The following is a 20,963-nucleotide window of genomic DNA, read 5'->3' on the forward strand; positions in this document are numbered from 1 at the left end:
CTTATGGATACTAATAGGTCGAGGACTTGACCAAAAAATTGTATATATTTACTTTTACTTTATCTATGTAATTTTTAGGGTGCAAACTCTAAATAACATGACTTAATTAATTTTAAGTATAAATCCAGTGACGATAGCGAAGGGGTCACACCTGTTCCCATCCCGAACACAGAAGTTAAGCCCTTCAGCGCTGATGGTACTTAGGTGGTAACGCCTTGGGAGAGTAGGACGTTGCTGGTTTTTTCTTGCGTAAAAAAAGAGATTTATGGTATAATAAGGTAAATATATTTAAAGTAGGTGAAAATATGTTTAAATTTAATCTATCAAATATAAAATCTATAAACATTAAAAAGATTATACTCTATATGTTTATTTTAACTTTACTTAAAATAATTATTTTATATTTATTTACTATTGAAAAAAATATATTTACTACATTTATTTCAACCATTCCAATTATAGCATTTATTTATGGTTTATTATTATTTATTAAGCCTAAAAACATAAAACTAATAGGTTTTATAACTCATGCTATTATTGGAATTTTATTATTTATAGATTTAATATATTATATGTATTATGGTTTCTTACCTTCTGTTACTGCACTTTTATTTGTAGGTAATGTGCCTACTGTATGGAAAAGTATATTTTTCATATTAAAACCTATATATTTTTTAATGATAATAGATTTAATTCCATTATGGATATATTTTAAAAGACATAAATTAAAACACACTAATTTTAAAACTAAATTTAAAAATCCTAAAATAATATTAATAACGCTAATTTTTTTTAATATATTAGCACCTATAATTTTTATAAATGGAAATACAAATTATGTATATAATAATTATGGAATTTTTAATTATCATATATATGATATATACACACAGTTTACTAATAAGGAAAAGGAAGTATTAGCAGATGAAGATTTGGATAGTAAAATAAAAAAAATGTCTGATAATAAACAAAAATCCAATAAAATAGATAAATATAATGGAATTGCTAAGGACAAAAATATTATTGTGGTTCAATTTGAATCTCTTCAAAATTTTATTATAAATAGAGAATATAATGGACAAGTTTTAACTCCAAATTTAAATAAAATGATATCTAAAGATAGTATATATTTCAATAACTTTTATCAGCAAGTAGGTCCAGGAAATACTTCTGATGCTGAATTTGTAATGAGTACATCTCTATATCCTACAAATCATTTATCAGTATTTAATCATTATAGTGATAACTATCATCATAGCCTTCAGAAAATCCTTAAAGATAAGGGATATTCAACATATTCTTTTCATGGCAATGATAAAAGTTTTTGGAATAGGGATAAGATGTATCCAAGTCTTGGTATTGATAATTTTATTTCTCTAGAAAACTTTAATTATGATGAAAAAGAAGATTTAATTAATCTTGGATTAAATGATATGGATTTTTTCTCTCAAACTGTAGATTTCATGAAAGATATTAAAAAACCTTTTTATTCTAGTGTAATATCTATAACTAGTCATCATCCATATGATATTCCTAAAGAATTAATAGAAATAGAACTTAAAGAAGAACATGAAAAAACTATATTTGGCAATTATATTCAAAGTATAAATTATACTGATAGAGCTTTTGGAAAATTCATAGAAAAATTAAAAAAAGAAGGTATATATGAGGATTCAATGATAATATTATATGGAGATCATTCAGGATTGTATCCTACAAGAGAAGATAATGAAGATATAATGAGTGACTTTTTAGATGCAGAATATGAATTTGATGAATATATGAATATACCATTAATAATAAATTTACCAGATAGTAAAATAAAATGGACAAATGATATAGTAGGTGGAGAAGTAGATTTAATGCCTACCATATTAAACCTTGCAGGAATAGAAGATAATAAGGGAAAAAGATTTGGTCAAGATTTATTTAACTCAAAAGAAGGTTTTATAGCAAATCAATATTACGTACCAGTAGGATCTTTTATAGATGATGAGAAGGTATTTGAGATGTCTAAAGATGAGATATTTGAAAACAGTAGGGCTTGGGATAGAATAACTAAAGAAGCTATAGATATAGAAAAATGTAGGGAAGGTTATGAAAGAGCCTTAAATGAGTTTAAAAAGGGACAATTGATATTAGAAAATGATTTAATAGATGATATTATAAAAGAACAAGAAAAAAAGAATGATTAATCATCCTTTTTTTCTTGTTCTATTTTTTCTAAATTTTTAACTGTCATAATAGGCACATTGTGTGTATGGTCTTCATGTGTTTCTTCTAATTCATTTATAGTTCCTGTAACTTTTATAGTATCATAGTTTTCAAAGTCTTCAGGTATTTTTTCATCTTCTGTTTTAGCTAATATGTTAAACAACATATCTTCACCATTATATGAATCTATTACACCAACTGAAAATTTGTCTTCATATTCATCTAGTTTAAAATATTGTAGCTCCATAGAAACTTCTTTATCCTTATATTCATCTAAATTTTCATGTATTTCTATTATTTTAAGAGCAGTTTCATTTGTAACTTCATCTTCAACAGCCGTTTTATCTTGATTTTCTGATTCTGCCTTAGGAGTATTTGATGTGGAAAAAGCTGTAGTTATCATATATAATATAGGTGAAAGTATCATTACACCAACTACTATAAGAGCTATTATGGTATACCTTTTTTTCTTATTAGGATTCAATTTTTCTACCTCCTTTAATATTAAATAGTATATCATAAATTAATATTAAATGCAGTTAAAAAATAGTATATATAAATGAAAGATTAGTTTAGGAGATGATTTTGTGGAAAAAGAAATGATTGACTTGTTATTAGATATGTTAAATGAAGAAAATGAATTGATTGCAGAATTTAAAGGAGAAACTTATTATTTATCATTAAATGATTTAAAAGATAATGGTAAAGAATTCATTTATATTACTACAAATTCTGAAAATGTATTCTATTTTGATAATACTAATGATATAATAAATAAAATTAAAGGTTTAGATTTAGATTTTAAAGAACAAATTAAGGGTAGAATTATATAAGTAAGTTTAATTAAAATTTTACAACCAAAATTAAATTGGGAGGTAATTTAAAATGGTTAAGTTTATTTGTGGGAAAAAAGGTTCTGGAAAAACTAAAAGATTAATAGAAATGGCAAACGATGATGTAAAAGAAATTAAAGGTGGTCTTGTATTCATTGAAGCCACTAAAAAACATTCTTTAAATTTAAATTATAATATAAGATATATAAGTGCAATGGAGTTTAATATAAACAAGATTGAAACCTTCTATGGACTTTTATGTGGAATTGTAGCTAGTGATTATGATGTTGAAAAAATTTATATTGATGGACTTTATAAAATGGTAGAGCTTGATTTTTATCTTTTAGAAAAATTTATAAAATATTTAAATACCATTGATAATATAAATGAAACCGAATTTATTTTATCAATGGAATGTGAAAAAGAAGATATACCAGATAATATGAAAGAATATTTAATTGATTAAATTTAAAGCTAAGGGTAATTTACTCTTAGCTTTACCTATCTTATAATAAATTTGAGGAGGTGAGAAAAAATGAATTCAAATAAAAGAAGAGAAAATATATTAAAATTATTGATTAATAGTAATTTTCCTATTAAAGGCTCAGATATAGCAGATGAATTTAAGGTAAGTAGACAAGTGATTGTTCAAGATATAGCATTACTTCGTGCTAAAGGAAATAAAATAATTGCAACACCTAATGGATATATAGTAATTAATAATAAAAAAAGTAAATTAGAAAGAACTATAGTTTCTGTACATGAAAATCATAAAGATATAAAAGAAGAGTTAAATATAATTGTAGATTTAGGAGGCAAAATATTAGATGTAATAGTAGAGCATCCAGTATATGGGGAAATAAAAGGCCAACTTATGATATCTTCTAGGAAAGACATAGATGTTTTTATAAATAAAATGAAAGAAAACAATGCCTACCCTCTATCAACTCTTACAGAAGGTGTTCATATTCATACAATAGAAGTTCCAAATGAAAATATATTTAAAGAAATAAAAGATAAATTAAAAGAAAAAAACTTCTTGCTAGAATAACAATATAATGATATATTTTTAAGTATACTGACAAGACAGCAGTAAACACATTAAATGGGGGTAATTATGAAAAACTATATTATAAAAATATTAAATGGAATGGCTTTAGGTTTATTTTCTTCTTTAATAATTGGTCTTATATTAAAACAAATTGGAACATTACTGGAATTAGAAGTATTTTTAAATCTAGGCTCTATAGCACAATTTATGATGGGGCCTGCTATAGGTGCTGCAGTTGCAAGTAGTATAGGAGCGCCACCCTTAGGTGTATTTGCATCCATAATAACAGGAGCCATAGGAGCAGGAAGCTTACAGATTGTAGATGGTACAACTATAGCAGTAATAGGTGAACCAGTAGGAGCTCTTGTAGCATCTTATATAGGTGCAGAAATTTCTAAACTAATAAGTGGTAAAACAAAATTAGATATCATATTAGTTCCTGCATTAACCATTATATCTGGTGGAATTGCAGGTATTTATATAGCACCTTTTGTAGCAAAGCTTATGACAGCACTTGGTAGCATAATAAATATAGCTACAGAACAAGATCCTCTACCTATGGGAATATTAGTAGCAGTACTTATGGGTATGATGCTTACTCTTCCTATAAGTAGTGCTGCTATAGCAATATCACTAGGTCTAACAGGACTTGCAGCAGGAGCTGCAACGGTAGGATGTAGCGTTCAAATGATAGGTTTTGCTGTAATGAGCTTTAAAGAAAATGGTATTGGTGGATTTATAGCTCAAGGACTTGGTACAAGTATGCTACAAATACCGAATATAATAAAAAACCCAAAAATATGGATTCCTCCTATATTAACATCAGCTATCCTAGGTCCCATATCTACAGTAGTATTTAAAATGGAAGGTACTAAATTAGGAGCAGGAATGGGAACTAGTGGACTAGTTGGACAGTTTGCTACATTTGAAGTGATGGGTAGTGAAGGACTTTTTGGTATAGTATTACTTCATTTTGTATTACCTATTATTATTACTCTTATTATTTCTAAATGGATGAGAAGTAAGGGATTAATAAAAACTAATGACATGAAAATAACAAGTTAAAAATTGAATAATTGAATAATATGAAAATGGGTAGTATAATAGTATTATAGGGGGTTAAAACTTGAAAAATAAAACGAAATTTATAATGTTTTTAGTTATAGCTATTCTACTTATACTATTTAGCTCATTAACTAGTATAGTGGCTTTTGTTACTGACTATCAATGGTTTAGTGAAATTGGTTATAAAGACACATTTTTAACTAAATTAACAACTCAATTAACAATAGGAATACCTTTATTTTTAATTTTATTTACTTTGATATATATATATTTTATATCATCTAAAAGAAATTATTATAAAGAGGCTAAGGTAAAAGCACCAAAGGGTGGAGAGAGAAATTTAAATATAGCACTTGGTATAGGTTCAGCACTTGTATCAGCACTTGTAGCTACTGCATTTGCAGGAGGACTTTGGTTAAATATATTACAATTTTTAAATGCAACAGACTTTAACCTAAAGGATCCAATATTTAATAATGACGTATCTCTTTATGTATTTGAACTACCTTTATTTAAGGAAATAATGTCTTTAGTATTATTTTTATTATTTGTGCTTGCTATATCTACAATAGTATTTTATCTCTTACTATTTTCTCTTAGAAAGCCTAATATTAAAAGAACTGAAAATGTATTAGATATAGGAGATTTTAAAAACAAACAAACTATTATAGATATATTAAATAAAGATATATTTAAAAGAGCAATATTTAAAGTTGGTATATTTGGCTTTGTAGGATTTATAATAATAGCTTTAAACTATTATATAAATACCTTTGATCTTTTATATTCACCAAGAGGTGTTGCCTATGGGGCAAGTTATACAGATATAAAAATAACATTATGGCAATATAGAATAATGGCAATATTATCTCTAGTATCTGCAATTACTATTCTCTATGGTTCATATAAAAGAGAACTTAAAACAGCCCTAACAGGTCCAGTACTTTTAATTGTTGTTGGAATAGCTGGAACGCTTATAGGTACTGGTGTTCAACAATTCATAGTTGAACCTGATGAAATTTCCAAAGAAAGTCAATATATAAAAAATAATATTAATATGACCCAAGAAGCATATGGTTTAAAAGAAGTCACTTCAAAAGAATTTCTAGTAGAACAAAATTTAACAAAAGAAGATATATTAAATAATAAAGAAACTATAGAAAATATAAGAATAAACGATTATCAACCATTAAATCAAGTATATAATGAATTACAAGGTATTAGATATTATTATAAATTTAATGGAGTAGATACTGATAGATATACTATAGATGGAGAATACACTCAAGTGTTTTTATCAGCAAGGGAACTTGATACATCAAAATTAAAGACAAAAACATGGATAAATGAACATCTTAAATATACTCATGGTTATGGATTTGTATTATCTCCTGTAAATTCAGTTGCATCAAATGGTCAACCAAATTTACTTGTAAATAATATACCACCAGTTACTAGTACAGATTTAAAAATAGAAAGACCAGAGATATATTTTGGTGAAGCAACAGATAATTATGCTGTAATAAATAGTGACGAACCTGAATTTGATTATCCTAAGGGTTCTGATAATGCAGAAGTATTTTATGAAGGAACAGCTGGTATTAGTTTAGGTGGTATAAATAGATTATTATATGCTATCAAGCAAGCTAATTTAAAGCTATTAATATCAAATAATGTAAATAATAATAGTAGAATTATAATAAATAGAAACATAAAAGAAAGAGTAGAAAAAATAGCTCCATTTTTAAGCTATGATGATGATCCATATATTGTGGCAAACCAAGAAGATGGTAAACTATATTGGATAATAGATGCCTATACTACAACGAGTAATTTCCCTTATTCTCAACCATTTACTGAAGATCTTAAAACAAATTATATAAGAAACTCAGTTAAGGTTGTAGTAGATGCTTATGATGGAGATACTGATTTTTATATAGTAGATGATAAAGATTCTATGATAAAAACTTATGAAAAAATATTTCCAGGATTATTTAAAGATGCAAAAGAAATGCCAGAAGAATTATTTAGTCATATAAGATATCCTGAAAATTTATTTTCAATACAAACTAAAATATTTGAAAGATATCATGTTAACAACCCTGTAGTATTCTATAATTCAGAAGATGTTTGGGATGTAGGTGAAGAAGTTTATATGGGTGAAGAACAACCTATAAAACCTAATTATATGATGTTTAAGCTACCAGATGAAGAAGATGTAGAGTTCTTGCTTACAGTTCCATATACACCGTCTACAAAGCCTAATATGACAAGTTTATTTGTGGCAAGGAATGATGGAGAAAATTATGGAAAGTTATTTTTATATAGATTTCCTAAAGGTATAACTGTAAATGGACCAAAACTTGTAGAATCTAAGATAAATCAAGATTCAGAGATTTCACCTCAACTTACACTATGGTCGCAAGAAGGATCCAATGTTTTAAGAGGGAATATAATGACCATACCTATTGAAAAGTCACTATTATATGTAGAACCAGTATATATTCAAGCTTCAAATGAAAATAGTGTACCAGAAATGAAAAGAGTCATTGTAGCATATAAAGAAAAGATAGTAATGGAAAAGGATTTAGACACTGCCTTATCTAAGATATTTGGTGATTTAAATAGAGAAGAAAATGAAGATGGACTAGTAACAGATGTAGAAGAAGGAGAAAATGGTCAAGCACCAGAAATAGATGGAATAGAAGAAATAACAAAAGAAGCAAATGAGTTATTTAATAAGGCCAAAGAAGCATCACGTGAAGGCGACTGGGCAAAATATGGAGAATATATTAATGAATTAGAATCTGTATTAAATAAATTAAATCAAAATCTAGGAATAGAAGAAGCAGAAAGTGAAACAGAAGAACAAGAGCAAGAACAAACAGAAGAACAAGAATAAAAATAAAACTGATTCTCTTAAAAAAAGAGAATCAGTTTTATTTTGTCTTCATAGATTTTATTTCATCTATAGTCATGGTATCTAATATACGTGATTTTTTAAATATATCATTTCTATTTACAATTCCTTTATCTACCAATATTTCTATGATACTTGCTATAGCTAATGTATTGTTATAGTCTACTTTCTTTAAATCAGATAACTTACTATAAAGATCAATTTTATTCATTATTTTCCCCCTGTAATTAATTATTAGTATAATTATTGGCTAAAATATATATAATATACTAAAGGTTAGAAAAAAGTCTTGAATAAATATTAAATATATGTTATATTTTAATATAATATAGCTTATGCAATTAAGAGAAATAGTAGGTAATCTTATATCTTTAGAGAGTCGATGGGTGGTGTAAATCGATGATATAAATTAGTGAATCCATCTCTTAGCATTTTACTTAAAAGGTAAACCATGCACGGGTTAAAGTGTACTAAGTGGATCAATTGATCAACTAGGGTGGCAACGCGGGAATTTAACCTCTCGTCCCTATCTATAAGATAGGGATGAGAGGTTTTTTATTGTATAAAAAAAGGAGATGAATTAAATGTTAGATGTAAAGATGATTAGAAATGATAAAGATAAGGTGAAAAAAGCTTTAGGAAAAAGAAAAGGTAATTTTGATGTAGATAATGTATATAATTTAGATTTAAAAAGAAGAGAGATATTACAAGATGTAGAAGATATGAAAGCTCGTCAAAATGCTGCAAGCAAAGAAATACCTAAGTTAAAAAAAGAAGGAAAAGATGCATCTGAAGTTCTAGAAGAAATGAAAAGTTTATCTTCAAAAATAAAAGATATAAATAAAGAATTAAAAGAAGTAGAAGAAAAATTAAACAATTCATTATTAGAACTTCCAAATATTCCAAATGAAGAAATAGTAGTAGGGGATAGCGATCTTGATAACAAAGAAATAAGAAAAGTATTTGAACCAACTAAATTTGATTTCAAAGCAAAGGCTCATTGGGATTTAGGTACTGATTTAGACATCTTAGATTTTGAAACAGGATCTAAAATAACAGGAGCTAGATTTTCATTATATAAAGGACTTGGAGCCACACTTGAGCGAGCACTTATGAATTTTATGTTAAATACCCATACAAGAGATGGTGGATATACAGAAATAATCCCTCCATTTTTAGTAAATAGAGATAGTATGACAGGTACAGGACAATTACCTAAATTTGAAGATGATGCTTTTCATATTGAGTCAAAAGATTTATTTTTAGTACCTACAGCAGAAGTACCAGTTACAAATATCCATAGAGATGAAATATTAAATGAAGCTGATTTAACAATCAAATACACTGCTTATACTCCATGTTTTAGACAAGAAGCAGGCTCAGCAGGTAGGGACACAAGGGGACTTATAAGAAATCATCAATTTAATAAGGTAGAATTGGTTAAATTTTCAAACCCTAAAAATTCTTATGATGAATTAGAAAGTCTTACAAATGATGCAGAAAATATATTGAAAAAATTAAAACTTCCATATAGGGTAGTAGAACTTTGCACAGGAGATTTAGGTTTTTCTTCAGCTAAGACATATGATTTAGAAGTTTGGATGCCAAGTTATGATAGATATGTTGAAATATCTTCTTGCAGTAATTTTGAAGATTTTCAAGCTAGAAGAGCAAATATAAGATATAGAAATGAAGAAACTAAAAAATTAGAATATGTTCATACATTAAATGGCTCAGGACTTGCTTTAGGTAGGACTACAGCTGCAATTCTTGAAAATTATCAAAAAGAAGATGGAAGTATTGAAATCCCAGAAGTATTAAGAAACTATATGGGAGGCATAGAAAAAATAGAAAAGGCATAATATTTTAAGAGGGCTTAAGCCCTCTTAAAATATATCAGGGGTGATAATTTGAAAAAATCAAACAAAGTTTTAATATTATTTATTGTATTAGCAATAATCATTTCACTTATGGGATGTGCTAATAATCCATTAGAAAAAATGATTAAAAATGATAGCAAAGAAAATTCTAAAACATTAATTACAGATGATTACAATGATATGAATTTAGATTCAATAGATAAATATAATATAAAGGCAGAATTTTTTCCAGAGAAAAAAACTTATATTGCAAAACAAAATGTAAAATATATAAATAAAGAAAATACAGATTTAAATAAGGTGTATTTTCATATCTATCCTAATACTTTTAATAAAAGGGAAACAGCACCATTTTTATTTGATGATTTTGACTCAGCTTATCCAGATGGATTTGAAAAAGGATATATGGATATAGAAGAAGTAAAGGTAAATGGTAAAAAGATAAACTATAAATTAATAGGTAGGGGCAAGACAATTCTTAAAATAGATTTAAAAAATAAACTTAAAATAGGTAAAGCAATTGATATAGATATGAAATACAAGGTAAAACTACCTCCAGCACAAGATAGATTTGGTTATGGAGATAAAACATTTAATTTTGGTAATTGGTATCCTATAGCAGCTGTATATGATGAAGATGGATGGAATTTAGATCCTTATCATAGTATTGGAGACCCCTTTTATAGTGATGTAAGTAATTATAATATAGAAATAAGTGCTCCAAAGGATTTTGAAATAGCAAGTAGTGGTAATATTTTAAAAGAAAAAATAAAGAAAGATAAAAAAGTATGGAATATAGAAGCAAAATTAATGCGTGACTTTGCCTGGGTTGCTAGTAGTTATTTTGAAAAGATTGTAAAAAATTATGGTGATACTGATATTAAATTATATTTTTTAGATGATGTAAGTGAAGATGTAAAAAATAAGGCTATAAATTTTTCTCGTGATAGCTTAAAACATTTTAATAATAAATTTGGTAAATACCCATATGGACAATTATCTGTAGTTCAGACTAGTTTTCCAAGTGGAATGGAGTATCCGGGTATTGTATATATAGGAGATAACTATTATAATAAAAATAGTATTGGTAGTTTAGAACTTGTAATAGTACATGAAATAGCTCATCAATGGTGGTATGGTATCATAGGAAATGATGAGATAGATGAAGCATGGTTAGATGAATCACTTGCAACATATTCAGAATATATTTATGCATATGAAGAATATGGGGAAAAAGTAGCAGGGGATTATTATAAAAATAATATAGAAAATAATTATGAATTACAAAAGGAATATATGGATGATACAAAGGTATTAAAGTCCCTTTCAGAATTCAAAGGATGGCATGATTACGGACCTTTAGTATATTCAAGAGGTGCTATGATGATATACGATATTGAAGACCAATTTGGAAGAGAGAAAGTATATGATATATTAAAAAAATATTTTGATGAATATAAATTTAAAAATGCTAATACAAATAATTTTTTAAAAATAGTCGGTGAAAAAACTAATAATAAATATAAAAATGCAGATGAATATTTAAATAAATAATATCCACAAGGGGGAAAAAATGAAAAGAACAATTATAATATGCCTTTTAATTTTAATATTATCTAGTCAATTTACTTATGCAGAATTAGGTGAAGGATTAAAAGGTTCAATGCTTAGTGATTTTGAAACAGGAGAAATATTATATGAAAAAAATATTGATGAAAAATTAAACATAGCAAGTATTACAAAACTTATGACCTATGCAGTTACTAAGGATGCCTTAAAGGAAGGAAAGGTGCATTTATCTGACATTGTAACCATAGGGGAAAATCCACCCAAAGAATACGGCTCTACCTTTTATTTAAATAAGGGAGATATGTTGCCACTTGAAGTACTTATAGAATCTATCCTCATAGTTTCAGCAAATGATTCATGTGTTGCTATAGCAGAACATATTGCAGGAAGTGAAGCTGAATTTGTGAAACTAATGAATGAAAAGGCAAAAGAGTTAGGGCTTGAAAATTCTATATTTTATAATCCCAATGGCCTTCCAGAAGCAGATAAAAGAGAAAATACCATGACTATAAGAGAAATTAATAAATTAGCAAGATATATATTATATCAATATCCTGAAATACTTGAAGTAACTGATAAGGAATATATGGAAATAAGTCCACGTAAATATAAAGAAAACACTAATCCATTGTTAAAAGAAATGCCACTAGTTGATGGAATGAAGACAGGAGAAACAAATGCTGCAGGATTATGTTTAGTATCAAGTATAAAGTTACCTAAAGATGAAAATAGGGATAAGGAAATGAGACTTATAGCTATTACTATGGGTGCTGAAGATAAAAAAACCAGAAAAGAAAAAAGTGAAGAATTACTTAAATATGGAATAAAAAACTTCAAACAAAAAGAAATAATCCTAAAAGATAAAGGTTTAAATATAAAGCTTAATAAAGCCAAAAACCAAAATGTGAAATTAGTGCCAGAATATAATAATTACACCATGATAAAAAATAAAGATAAAATTAAAACCAAAGTAATAGTAGATGATAAATTAAAATTGCCTATAAAAAAAGGAGAAAAAGCTGCTTTATTAGAAGTTTATGAAAATGATAAATTAAAATATAAATTAGACTTATTTGCAAGTAAAGATATAGAAAAAGCAAATATCTTTAAAAGAATATATAGAACACTTTTTGGATGGATTTAAAGCCTAGTCATATTGACAGTATTAGTAAATTAATATATAATAATTAGAGGCTTTAAATCAAGCTCCCGTAGCTCAGTAGGATAGAGCAACGCCCTCCTAAGGCGTGGGCCAGAGGTTCGATTCCTCTCGGGAGCACCAAACTTGATTAAAATAAATAGAAAAGAGCACTTTGGTAATCCAAGGTGCTCTTATTGTGATTAGGAGAATAAATTTGAATAATTATTTTATGAGAAAAGCACTTGCAGAAGCAGAGATTGCATATGAATTAGGAGAAGTTCCTATAGGATGTGTAATAGTAAAGAATGGCAAAATAATAGCAAGTAGCTATAATTTAAAAGAAGAATATAAAGATGCAACAGCCCATGCAGAAATACTTGCTATTAGCGAGGCTTCGATAAACTTAGATGAATGGAGACTTAGTGGGTGTACAATGTATGTTACAATAGAGCCTTGTGTCATGTGTGCAGGTGCAATTGTCAATTCCAGAATAGATAAACTTGTTATAGGATCAATGGATGAAAAATATGGTGCATGTGGTTCAGTTTTAAATATAGTAGAAAATGATAAATTAAACCATAAGGTAGATGTAATATCTGGAATAATGCAAGAGGAATGTTCAAGTATTATGAAAGATTTCTTTAAGGATTTAAGAAATAAAAACAAAAGAAATGGAGAGAGATAAATATGCAATATAAAGCTATAATATCTGATTTAGATGGTACACTTTTAAATGAAGAACACAAAATAAGTGACTATACTAAAAGAACAATAAAAAAAGTTATAGATAAGGGCGTTAAATTTTTTATTGCAACAGGTAGACATCATGAAGATATTGATTTTGTAAGAAATGGACTCAATTTAGATTCTATATTTATAACATCAAATGGATGTAGGATTCATGATGGGAGTAAAAACAAATTAATAGGCCATGATATAGATGAAGATATAATAAAAGGGTTAATTAATTTAGATATAGATGAAGATATACACAAAAATATATATATGGAAAATGAGTGGTATATTGAAAAAGAGAATGATTATTTAGATGATTTTGTAAAAGACTCTCCCTTTATTTATGAGATAATTGATTTTAAAGAATTAAAAAGTATAAAATCACCTAAAGTTTTCTTTTTAGCTTTAGAACATGAAAAACTAGTTGATTTAAAGGAAAAAATAGAAAAATTATATCCAGGACAATTAAATATAACTTTCTCACTTGAAACTTGTCTTGAAGTAATGCCAAAGGGCATATCAAAAGGATATGCTATAAAAGAAGTACTTAAAAAACATGATATAAAATTAGAAGAAACCATAGCTTTTGGTGATGGTCTAAATGATTTAGAGATGTTAAAGACTGTAGGTAAGGGATTTATAATGGGTAATGCTCATGATAAATTAATAAAAGAATTACCGAATAATGACATCATAAGTACCAATACACAAGAAGGACTTGCTAAGAAACTTGAAGAAATATTTCTATAATTAAAAGGATGATTATATGAAAGAAAAATTAAAGGAATTTGCAAAAGGGGTAGAGATAGAAAAATTAGCTATAGCTGATATTGGGCCATATATGGATTTAAAAGAAATACTTGTTAATAGAGAAGAAAAAGATCACCTTACAGGACTTGAAGGATCATCTATAGAAAAGAGGATAGATCCTACATTAACCATGAAAGATGCTAAATCTATTATAGTATGTCTTTTTCCATATAAGATGAAAACAAAAGAAAAATCTAATCTATCTAATTATACCTATTCTAAAGATTACCATGTAATAGTAAAAGAAAAATTAGAAACTATAGCTAATTTTTTAGATGAAAATATAGAAAATTTTAAATATGAATCATATGTGGATACAGGTCCTTTAGTAGATAGGTATATAGCTCATAGGGCTGGACTTGGATTTTATGGAATAAATGCACACCTAATAAATGATGATTATGGAACATATTTTTTCATAGGATATATTATAAATAATCATCCATTTAAAGCTGATAAAGCTATGGATAGAACTTGCTTTGAGTGTATGAAATGCAAAGAAAAATGTCCAGGAAATATTATACTTGGGAATTTTGATATCAATCCAAAAAGATGTAGATCATATATAAGTCAAAAAAAGAAAGATTTAGATGAATTAGATATAGATATAATTAAAAAAGATAATATATTATTTGGTTGTGATATATGTCAAAAAGTATGTCCCCACAATGGAGGAATAAAAGAAACTAATATTAAAGAATTTAAAGAAGATTTAATATATAAATTAGAATATGAAGAAATAAATGCTATGAGTAATAAAGCATTTAAAAGGAAATATGGAAACAGAGCCTTTGCTTGGCGTGGTAGAAAGCTTATAAAAAGAAATCATGAAATAATAAATGACATAGAAATAGAGGATTAATCCTCTATTATTTTTACTTTAAGCCTTTGAAGAGCTGGCCCTTCCATGATAGATCCATCAAAAGAAAATCGTGAACCATGACAAGGGCAATCCCATGACTTTTCAGCATTATTCCAAGAAAGTTCACAACCTAAATGAGTACAAGTAGTATCAACTATATAAGTTCTACCATCATTATGTTTGTAAAAACCAACTCTCCTACCATTTAAATTTACTACCTTGCCTTCTCCTGTAGCTACTTCTATATCTATATTTTCAGTTTTTAACTTTCCTTTTATAAACTCATATCCTACATTTAAATTTTCCTTTAAGAAAGTAGATAAACTTCCTTTAATATTAAATCTAGATGGATTAAACACTTCAGAATAAGGATTTTTTATATTGGTTATTAAATCAGTTAAAATCATAGCACTAGCAGTGGCATTTGTCATACCCCATTTTTTAAATCCTGTAGATAAAAATATATTTTCTGAATTTCTAGTTATCTTCCCTATAAAAGGTATATCATCAATTGGCATGCAGTCTTGAGTAGACCACCTATATGGAATATCTTCTATATCAAAATTTTCCTTGGCAAAATTTTTAAGATTTTCATAATGAACTTCTGTATCTTCACCTTGACCTGTCTTATGTCCATCTCCACCTATAAGCAACATTTTTCTGCCATTATAATCTTGATATCTAAGAGATCTTGTTGGCTTTTCTGCTGATATATACATGCCTTCTGGAAGATTATCTTTAATCAAAGCACCTAATATATATGATCTTTCGGTATAGATTCTAGAAAAATACAAAGCTCTGAAATTTTCTATAGGAAAATGTGTGGCTATTACTACTTTTTTTGCAGAAACTATATTTTCATTACTTGTAATAACCTTTACTATATCTCCATCTTGTATATCTATTACCTTTGTATTTTCAAAAATATAACTGCCATTACCATCTACTTCATCTGCTAATTCTAAAAGATATTTTCTTGGATGAAATTGTGCTTGATTTTCAAACTTAATAGCACCTTTCACATCAAAGGGTAAATCTAAGTTTTCTACAAAAGTAGAATTCATACCAAGTTTTTTACTAGCATCTACTTCATCTTTTATTTTTTTAATATATTCATCAGTAGTTGCATAGACATATGCAGGTAACTCTTTAAAGTCACAATCAATATTTTTTTCTTTTACTATATTTTTTATAAATTTAATAGCAGTTTCATTTGCATCTATATACTGCTTAGTCTTATTTTCCCCTACTTGATCAATAAGTTTCTTGTAAATAAGTCCATGTTGAGAAGTTATCTTAGCAGTGGTTCTTGCTGTGGTTCCTTCGAGTATATTATCTACTTCTAAAAGTGCTATATTTAGCCCTTTTTTCTTTAACATAAAGGCACTTGTAATACCTGAGATGCCTCCTCCAATTATACATACATCTACATCAATATTTTGATTAAGTGAAGGATAATTAGTCTTTTTTGTAGAATCTAACCAATAAGATAAAGGTTCATTTTTAAAATTTGTCATATAATCTCTCCTAATAGAATAGTAATATTAAATATTCCCATAAAAGAATATAAATATTAAAAAAAGTAATATTTTAAATATTTAAAATATGTTGACTATATAATATTAAAAGTATATCATAGAACTATAGACCTATTTAAAGAAAATATAGGGAGTGAAAATTATGAATAAAGATGCTCTTTCTAAAAAAGAAAGTAAATTTATTATATTTGATGATGAAGGTATATTACAATATCCAGATATAGATGAAAAATATGTTAAAGATATTGAAGATAATAAAGAGCAGATAAAAGAAGAATTAATTGATAAGAATATAGTTATAATTAGAGATCATATTATCAAGATAGAACAATTAGACTTGGATTTTAAAAATTATTTTTTTGTCAACTTTTATAATATGGAATCAGATAATTTTAGTGATCTCATAACACTTGCATATAAGGATAAAATAAGTGGATTGTACAATAGGAATTTATGGATTAAAATTTGTGAAGATACTATATGTCCTATTAATGCAGATAATTATTCAATGATTATAATAAAAATAGATTTAAATATAAATGATGATGATATAAAAATGATATCAAAAGCAATAAAGGATAATATTTCTTATATGGATATTGCAATTAGAAATGGAAATGAGTTTATCATAATATTACCAAATAAAAATGAAGATAATTCTACTGAAATATTACATAAGATAAAGAAAAGTATTAATCTCAATATAAAGTATAGAATAAGGGATATAAAAAACAAGAATAAATTTAGACATATCTATAAAGAAATAATAAAAGACATAGATGATAAAAAAAATAAAGGTAAGTATGAAGATTTTAAATTTATAAAAGAACATTTGATCAATATATCCAAAGTGGTAGAAAAAAATATAGAAGATAATAATATAAGAGAAAATATAAGAAATCAACTCATTGAAATAACAAATTTAATACATAAAGAGATAAATTAAAAAATGTAATTTAGAAAAAGTTAAGTAGGGTATATTATATTTAAGTCAAAATTTAAAAAAGGATGAGAATATGGATAAAAAATATAATAAACCTTCAAATGAAGAATTAAAAGAAAAACTTACAGATGAAGAATATAGAGTAACTCAAAAAAGTGCTACAGAAAGACCTTTTACTAGTGAATATAATGACTATGATAAAGAAGGTATTTATGTAGATATAGTTACAGGAGAGCCACTTTTTTCATCAAAAGACAAATATGATGCAGGTTGTGGCTGGCCTAGTTTTACTAAGCCTATTGAAAAACAAAATGTAGTAGAAAAAAGTGATAGAACTCTTGGCATGAGAAGAACTGAAGTTAAGAGCAAATCAGGAGATTCACATCTAGGTCATGTCTTTCCAGACGGCCCAAGAGATAAGGGTGGTCTTAGATATTGCATAAACGGAGTAGCACTTAAATTTATAGCAAAAGAAGATTTAGAAAAAGAAGGATATGAAGAATACAAAAAAATATTTGAGTAAAAAATAATCCTACATTTATTGTGTAGGATTATTTTTTATAATTTTCCTTATAAAGTACAGTTTTTATATCATAATAACTGATAGTATCTGACACTTTTTCTTTAATAGGTTTTAAAAATTCTCTACCTACAGTCTCAATTGCATCCATGATTTCCTTTTCTTTTTCACTATCTACAAATTCTTCCCAATTTATATCTTTACCTTCTTCTTCACATTTTACAAAATGATTTAACACTGTATCTTTTGTAATTTCTCGCATTTGTGATATTTCATCTACATTTTTATTTTCCTTATATAAGTCATAACTAATCTCATGTGTTTTTTTCTTGGCTTCAATACTACTAGTATATTTAGTTTGTTTAGGTAGAGCTTTAACATTATTCTTTTCTTTAAAAGTTTTAATTTTTTCTATAAATACATGACCATAGCTTTCATATTTCTTGTCTCCTACCCCTTTGATACTTAAAAAACTTTTCTTTTCTATAGGTAAATAAGTTGCCATTTCTTTGAGTGTAGTATCTGAAAATACAACATAAGGAGGGATGTTTTTTTCTAGTGCTAGTTTTCTTCTTAAATCTTTTAAATCTACAAATAATTCTAAATAATAATCATCAGTATTTTCTTTTTTCTCTTTAAACATATCTATAGCCATATATACCTTTTCTTTACCCTTTAATACCTTCCTAGAAAGTTCTGTAAGCTTAACTACTGGATATTTACTTTCTGTAAGGGTTAAATATCCTTGGGATATAAGCATGGCTATTATATTTTTTATTCCTTTTTCAGTATAATTTTTCATGATACCATATGTTGATACCTTATCTAAATTAAAATTAAGTAATTTTTTATTTTTTGAACCACTTAAAACTTGGGCAACTACCGTAGTACCAAATTTTTCATTTAATCTATATACACATGAAAGTACCTTTTGACTTTCTATGGTAACATCTTTAAATTCATGTTCTACACTGCAACTACTACAATTATTACAATCAGATTTAACATCTACTTCACCAAAATATTCAAGTATCTTACCACGAAGGCAATTATGACTATATGCATAATCAACTAAATATTGAAGATTTTTATAGCTAATAGAAGCACGTTCAGGATCCTTATGACTTTCTCCTATTAAAAACTTTTGTTTTACTACATCTTGAGGTGAAAAGAGTAATATACATTCACTATCTTCCCCGTCACGACCTGCACGACCAGCTTCTTGATAATAGCTTTCCATACTTTGAGGAATGTTATAGTGAATTACAAATCTCACATTAGATTTATCTATACCCATACCAAAAGCATTTGTAGCTATCATTATAGGTGTTTCGTCATATATGAACTTTTTTTGAGCAAGTTCTCTATCCATGGAATTCATACCACCATGATAGAAACTCACTTTATAATTTTTATTTTCTAAAAATGCATGTAATGATTCTACTTCCTTTCTTGTAGAGCAATATATTATACCAGACTCATTATTTGCATCTTTTAAATAATCTAATATAAATAACCTTTTATCAATATTATTTTCTACCCTAAAATATAAATTTTCTCTATCAAATCCAGTAACTATTTCTGAAGGATTATTTAATTTTAAAATTAACTTTATATCATCTATTATTTCATCAGTAGCAGTTGCAGTATAAGCACCTATTACTGGACGTTGTTTTAAACTATCAATAAATTTTGGTATTTCTCTATAGCTTGGTCTAAAATCATGTCCCCATTTACTTATACAATGAGCTTCATCTATTGCTAAAAAAGGAATTTCTATATTCTTTATTAAATTTCTAAAACCCATATGATTAAGTCTCTCTGGAGCTATATATATTAGGTTATATTTACCATTTTCTATATTTGAAAATCTCTCACTAAGTTCGGAACTAGTTAATGTACTATTTATAAATGTAGAAGGTATTCCTATTTCATTTAATGCATCCACTTGATCCTTCATAAGAGATATAAGAGGAGATACCACTAAAGTGCTACCTTTATTTATTAAAGAAGGAAGTTGATAGCATATAGATTTTCCACCACTAGTAGGCATTATACCAAGTACATCTCTTTTATTTAAAACAGATTTGATTAATTTTTCTTGTCCCACTTTAAAACTATCATAACCAAAATAATCTTTTAATACATTTTTTATATCCATATTATCCTCCTCTAAAGTTATTGTATAGTTTATAGAGAAAAAATACAATATTAGTTTAAAATAAAGGATAATAGGCTATATTTATAGAAGATATATATAAGAGAAAATTTAAGGAGAGTATGATGGATAGATTAAAAATCAATTATAATGCACCTGTAACTCTAACCTTTACTTTTAGTGCAGTAGGGGTACTGCTTTTAAAAGAGATATATGGAATAGAATTTATGACATATATATTCACTAACTATAGAACATCACTTGCTGATCCTATGCAATATATAAGGCTTTTTTCTTATATACTAGGTCATAGTTCGTGGCAGCATTTTTCAAGCAATTTTTTAATAATATTGTTATTAGGACCTATTTTAGAAGAAAAATATGGTTCAACTACATTAATTAAAATGATTTTACTTACTGCATTTGTAACTGGAGTATTTAATGTATTATTATTTAATACAGGACTTATTGGGGCAAGTGGTATTGTATTTATGATGATAATACTTAGTTCTTTTTCAAATGTTAAAGCAGGACATATACCACTTACTCTCATAATAGTTGCAGCAATATTTATAGGTAGGGAAGCTGTAGATGCTTTTGTATTAAAAGATGATATATCTCAAATGGCTCATATAGTAGGAGCTATATCTGGAGCAGGACTTGGAAGTATGGAATTAAATCAAAAATTCAATAAAAAAAAGAAATATAATGCTTAAATTAATAT

At 26.8% G+C, this 20,963-nt stretch carries 19 protein-coding genes, 1 tRNA gene, 1 rRNA gene and 1 other annotated feature; of the genes, 17 read left to right on the forward strand and 4 right to left on the reverse strand.

What is annotated here, in order from left to right; translation table 11 throughout:
• The first annotated feature begins 123 nt into the window (after positions 1-123).
• A 5S ribosomal RNA gene (rrf, locus tag ACTHUW_RS07570) occupies positions 124-240 on the forward strand.
• A 5-nt stretch (positions 241-245) separates the two neighbouring features.
• The gene (locus ACTHUW_RS07575) at positions 246-2,195 is read left to right on the forward strand and encodes an LTA synthase family protein (protein WP_442197655.1); all 1,950 of its coding nucleotides are present in this window, start codon (positions 246-248) and stop codon (positions 2,193-2,195) included.
• Here ACTHUW_RS07575 and ACTHUW_RS07580 read toward each other — a convergent pair.
• Complete coding sequence (locus ACTHUW_RS07580; protein ID WP_442197656.1) at positions 2,192-2,698, reverse strand: hypothetical protein; 507 nt, start codon at positions 2,696-2,698, stop codon at positions 2,192-2,194. The two genes, ACTHUW_RS07575 and ACTHUW_RS07580, sit on opposite strands and share 4 nt — an antisense overlap.
• 103 nt (positions 2,699-2,801) lie before the next feature.
• Between ACTHUW_RS07580 and ACTHUW_RS07585 the strand changes: the two genes are divergently transcribed.
• From ACTHUW_RS07585 to ACTHUW_RS07605, 5 genes are all read left to right on the forward strand, one after another.
• Complete coding sequence (locus tag ACTHUW_RS07585) at positions 2,802-3,047, forward strand: hypothetical protein (protein WP_442197657.1); 246 nt, start codon at positions 2,802-2,804, stop codon at positions 3,045-3,047.
• A gap of 52 nt (positions 3,048-3,099) precedes the next feature.
• Complete coding sequence (locus tag ACTHUW_RS07590; protein ID WP_442197658.1) at positions 3,100-3,513, forward strand: hypothetical protein; 414 nt, start codon at positions 3,100-3,102, stop codon at positions 3,511-3,513.
• 69 nt (positions 3,514-3,582) lie between these two features.
• Positions 3,583-4,098, forward strand: a complete 516-nt coding sequence (locus ACTHUW_RS07595; protein ID WP_442197659.1) for a transcription repressor NadR — start codon at positions 3,583-3,585, stop codon at positions 4,096-4,098.
• Between the two features lie 66 nt (positions 4,099-4,164).
• Positions 4,165-5,163, forward strand: a complete 999-nt coding sequence (locus tag ACTHUW_RS07600) for a PTS transporter subunit IIC (RefSeq protein ID WP_442197660.1) — start codon at positions 4,165-4,167, stop codon at positions 5,161-5,163.
• A 61-nt stretch (positions 5,164-5,224) separates the two neighbouring features.
• Positions 5,225-8,065 (forward strand): UPF0182 family membrane protein, encoded by a 2,841-nt coding sequence (locus tag ACTHUW_RS07605; protein ID WP_442197661.1) that lies wholly within the window; start codon positions 5,225-5,227, stop codon positions 8,063-8,065.
• 37 nt (positions 8,066-8,102) lie between these two features.
• Here the strand turns inward: ACTHUW_RS07605 and ACTHUW_RS07610 are convergent, their stop codons facing one another.
• Entirely contained in the window at positions 8,103-8,294 is a 192-nt protein-coding gene (locus tag ACTHUW_RS07610) for a hypothetical protein (RefSeq protein ID WP_442197662.1), read from the reverse strand.
• 120 nt (positions 8,295-8,414) lie between these two features.
• Positions 8,415-8,614: a binding site (T-box leader), on the forward strand.
• A gap of 53 nt (positions 8,615-8,667) precedes the next feature.
• Between ACTHUW_RS07610 and serS the strand changes: the two genes are divergently transcribed.
• The 7 genes from serS to queG all read left to right on the forward strand — a co-directional run bounded on the left by serS (position 8,668) and on the right by queG (position 15,080).
• Positions 8,668-9,945 (forward strand): serine--tRNA ligase, encoded by a 1,278-nt coding sequence (gene serS / locus ACTHUW_RS07615; RefSeq protein ID WP_442197663.1) that lies wholly within the window; start codon positions 8,668-8,670, stop codon positions 9,943-9,945.
• A gap of 48 nt (positions 9,946-9,993) precedes the next feature.
• On the forward strand, positions 9,994-11,517 hold the full coding sequence (locus tag ACTHUW_RS07620; protein ID WP_442197664.1) for a M1 family metallopeptidase: 1,524 nt from the start codon (positions 9,994-9,996) through the stop codon (positions 11,515-11,517).
• A 19-nt stretch (positions 11,518-11,536) separates the two neighbouring features.
• Complete coding sequence (locus ACTHUW_RS07625) at positions 11,537-12,676, forward strand: D-alanyl-D-alanine carboxypeptidase family protein (protein WP_442197665.1); 1,140 nt, start codon at positions 11,537-11,539, stop codon at positions 12,674-12,676.
• Positions 12,677-12,737: 61 nt separating this feature from the next.
• Positions 12,738-12,814: transfer RNA gene (locus ACTHUW_RS07630), tRNA-Arg, on the forward strand.
• A gap of 73 nt (positions 12,815-12,887) precedes the next feature.
• Positions 12,888-13,358, forward strand: a complete 471-nt coding sequence (gene tadA / locus ACTHUW_RS07635) for a tRNA adenosine(34) deaminase TadA (RefSeq protein ID WP_442197666.1) — start codon at positions 12,888-12,890, stop codon at positions 13,356-13,358.
• Between the two features lie 2 nt (positions 13,359-13,360).
• The gene (locus tag ACTHUW_RS07640) at positions 13,361-14,158 is read left to right on the forward strand and encodes a Cof-type HAD-IIB family hydrolase (protein ID WP_442197667.1); all 798 of its coding nucleotides are present in this window, start codon (positions 13,361-13,363) and stop codon (positions 14,156-14,158) included.
• Positions 14,159-14,174: 16 nt separating this feature from the next.
• Positions 14,175-15,080, forward strand: a complete 906-nt coding sequence (gene queG, locus ACTHUW_RS07645) for a tRNA epoxyqueuosine(34) reductase QueG (protein WP_442197668.1) — start codon at positions 14,175-14,177, stop codon at positions 15,078-15,080.
• Here the strand turns inward: queG and ACTHUW_RS07650 are convergent.
• Positions 15,077-16,597: an FAD-dependent oxidoreductase gene (locus ACTHUW_RS07650; protein WP_442197669.1), complete on the reverse strand. Its 1,521-nt coding sequence runs from the start codon at positions 16,595-16,597 to the stop codon at positions 15,077-15,079. The genes queG and ACTHUW_RS07650 overlap by 4 nt on opposite strands.
• Before the next feature lie 163 nt (positions 16,598-16,760).
• Between ACTHUW_RS07650 and ACTHUW_RS07655 the strand changes: the two genes are divergently transcribed.
• Positions 16,761-17,564, forward strand: coding sequence for a GGDEF domain-containing protein (locus ACTHUW_RS07655; protein WP_442197670.1), 804 nt, complete (start codon positions 16,761-16,763; stop codon positions 17,562-17,564).
• A 70-nt stretch (positions 17,565-17,634) separates the two neighbouring features.
• On the forward strand, positions 17,635-18,084 hold the full coding sequence (msrB, locus tag ACTHUW_RS07660) for a peptide-methionine (R)-S-oxide reductase MsrB (protein WP_442197671.1): 450 nt from the start codon (positions 17,635-17,637) through the stop codon (positions 18,082-18,084).
• A gap of 28 nt (positions 18,085-18,112) precedes the next feature.
• Here the strand turns inward: msrB and recQ are convergent, their stop codons facing one another.
• On the reverse strand, positions 18,113-20,242 hold the full coding sequence (gene recQ, locus ACTHUW_RS07665) for a DNA helicase RecQ (protein ID WP_442197672.1): 2,130 nt from the start codon (positions 20,240-20,242) through the stop codon (positions 18,113-18,115).
• A gap of 122 nt (positions 20,243-20,364) precedes the next feature.
• Between recQ and ACTHUW_RS07670 the strand changes: the two genes are divergently transcribed.
• Positions 20,365-20,955, forward strand: a complete 591-nt coding sequence (locus ACTHUW_RS07670) for a rhomboid family intramembrane serine protease (RefSeq protein WP_442197673.1) — start codon at positions 20,365-20,367, stop codon at positions 20,953-20,955.
• Positions 20,956-20,963 lie beyond the last annotated feature (8 nt).

It is taken from the genome of Senegalia sp. (in: firmicutes), assembly GCF_052088025.1.
Lineage (GTDB): Bacteria > Bacillota > Clostridia > Tissierellales > SIT17 > Anaeromonas.

Coding starts and splice junctions, on each gene's coding strand:
- ACTHUW_RS07590 (WP_442197658.1), top strand. CDS start 3,100: ATGGTTAAGTTTATTTGTGGGAAAAAAGGTTCTGGAAAAACTAAAAGA.
- ACTHUW_RS07595 (WP_442197659.1), top strand. CDS start 3,583: ATGAATTCAAATAAAAGAAGAGAAAATATATTAAAATTATTGATTAAT.
- ACTHUW_RS07600 (WP_442197660.1), top strand. CDS start 4,165: ATGAAAAACTATATTATAAAAATATTAAATGGAATGGCTTTAGGTTTA.
- ACTHUW_RS07610 (WP_442197662.1), bottom strand. CDS start 8,294: ATGAATAAAATTGATCTTTATAGTAAGTTATCTGATTTAAAGAAAGTA.
- serS (WP_442197663.1), top strand. CDS start 8,668: ATGTTAGATGTAAAGATGATTAGAAATGATAAAGATAAGGTGAAAAAA.
- ACTHUW_RS07625 (WP_442197665.1), top strand. CDS start 11,537: ATGAAAAGAACAATTATAATATGCCTTTTAATTTTAATATTATCTAGT.
- ACTHUW_RS07640 (WP_442197667.1), top strand. CDS start 13,361: ATGCAATATAAAGCTATAATATCTGATTTAGATGGTACACTTTTAAAT.
- queG (WP_442197668.1), top strand. CDS start 14,175: ATGAAAGAAAAATTAAAGGAATTTGCAAAAGGGGTAGAGATAGAAAAA.
- ACTHUW_RS07650 (WP_442197669.1), bottom strand. CDS start 16,597: ATGACAAATTTTAAAAATGAACCTTTATCTTATTGGTTAGATTCTACA.
- ACTHUW_RS07655 (WP_442197670.1), top strand. CDS start 16,761: ATGAATAAAGATGCTCTTTCTAAAAAAGAAAGTAAATTTATTATATTT.
- msrB (WP_442197671.1), top strand. CDS start 17,635: ATGGATAAAAAATATAATAAACCTTCAAATGAAGAATTAAAAGAAAAA.
- recQ (WP_442197672.1), bottom strand. CDS start 20,242: ATGGATATAAAAAATGTATTAAAAGATTATTTTGGTTATGATAGTTTT.
- ACTHUW_RS07670 (WP_442197673.1), top strand. CDS start 20,365: ATGGATAGATTAAAAATCAATTATAATGCACCTGTAACTCTAACCTTT.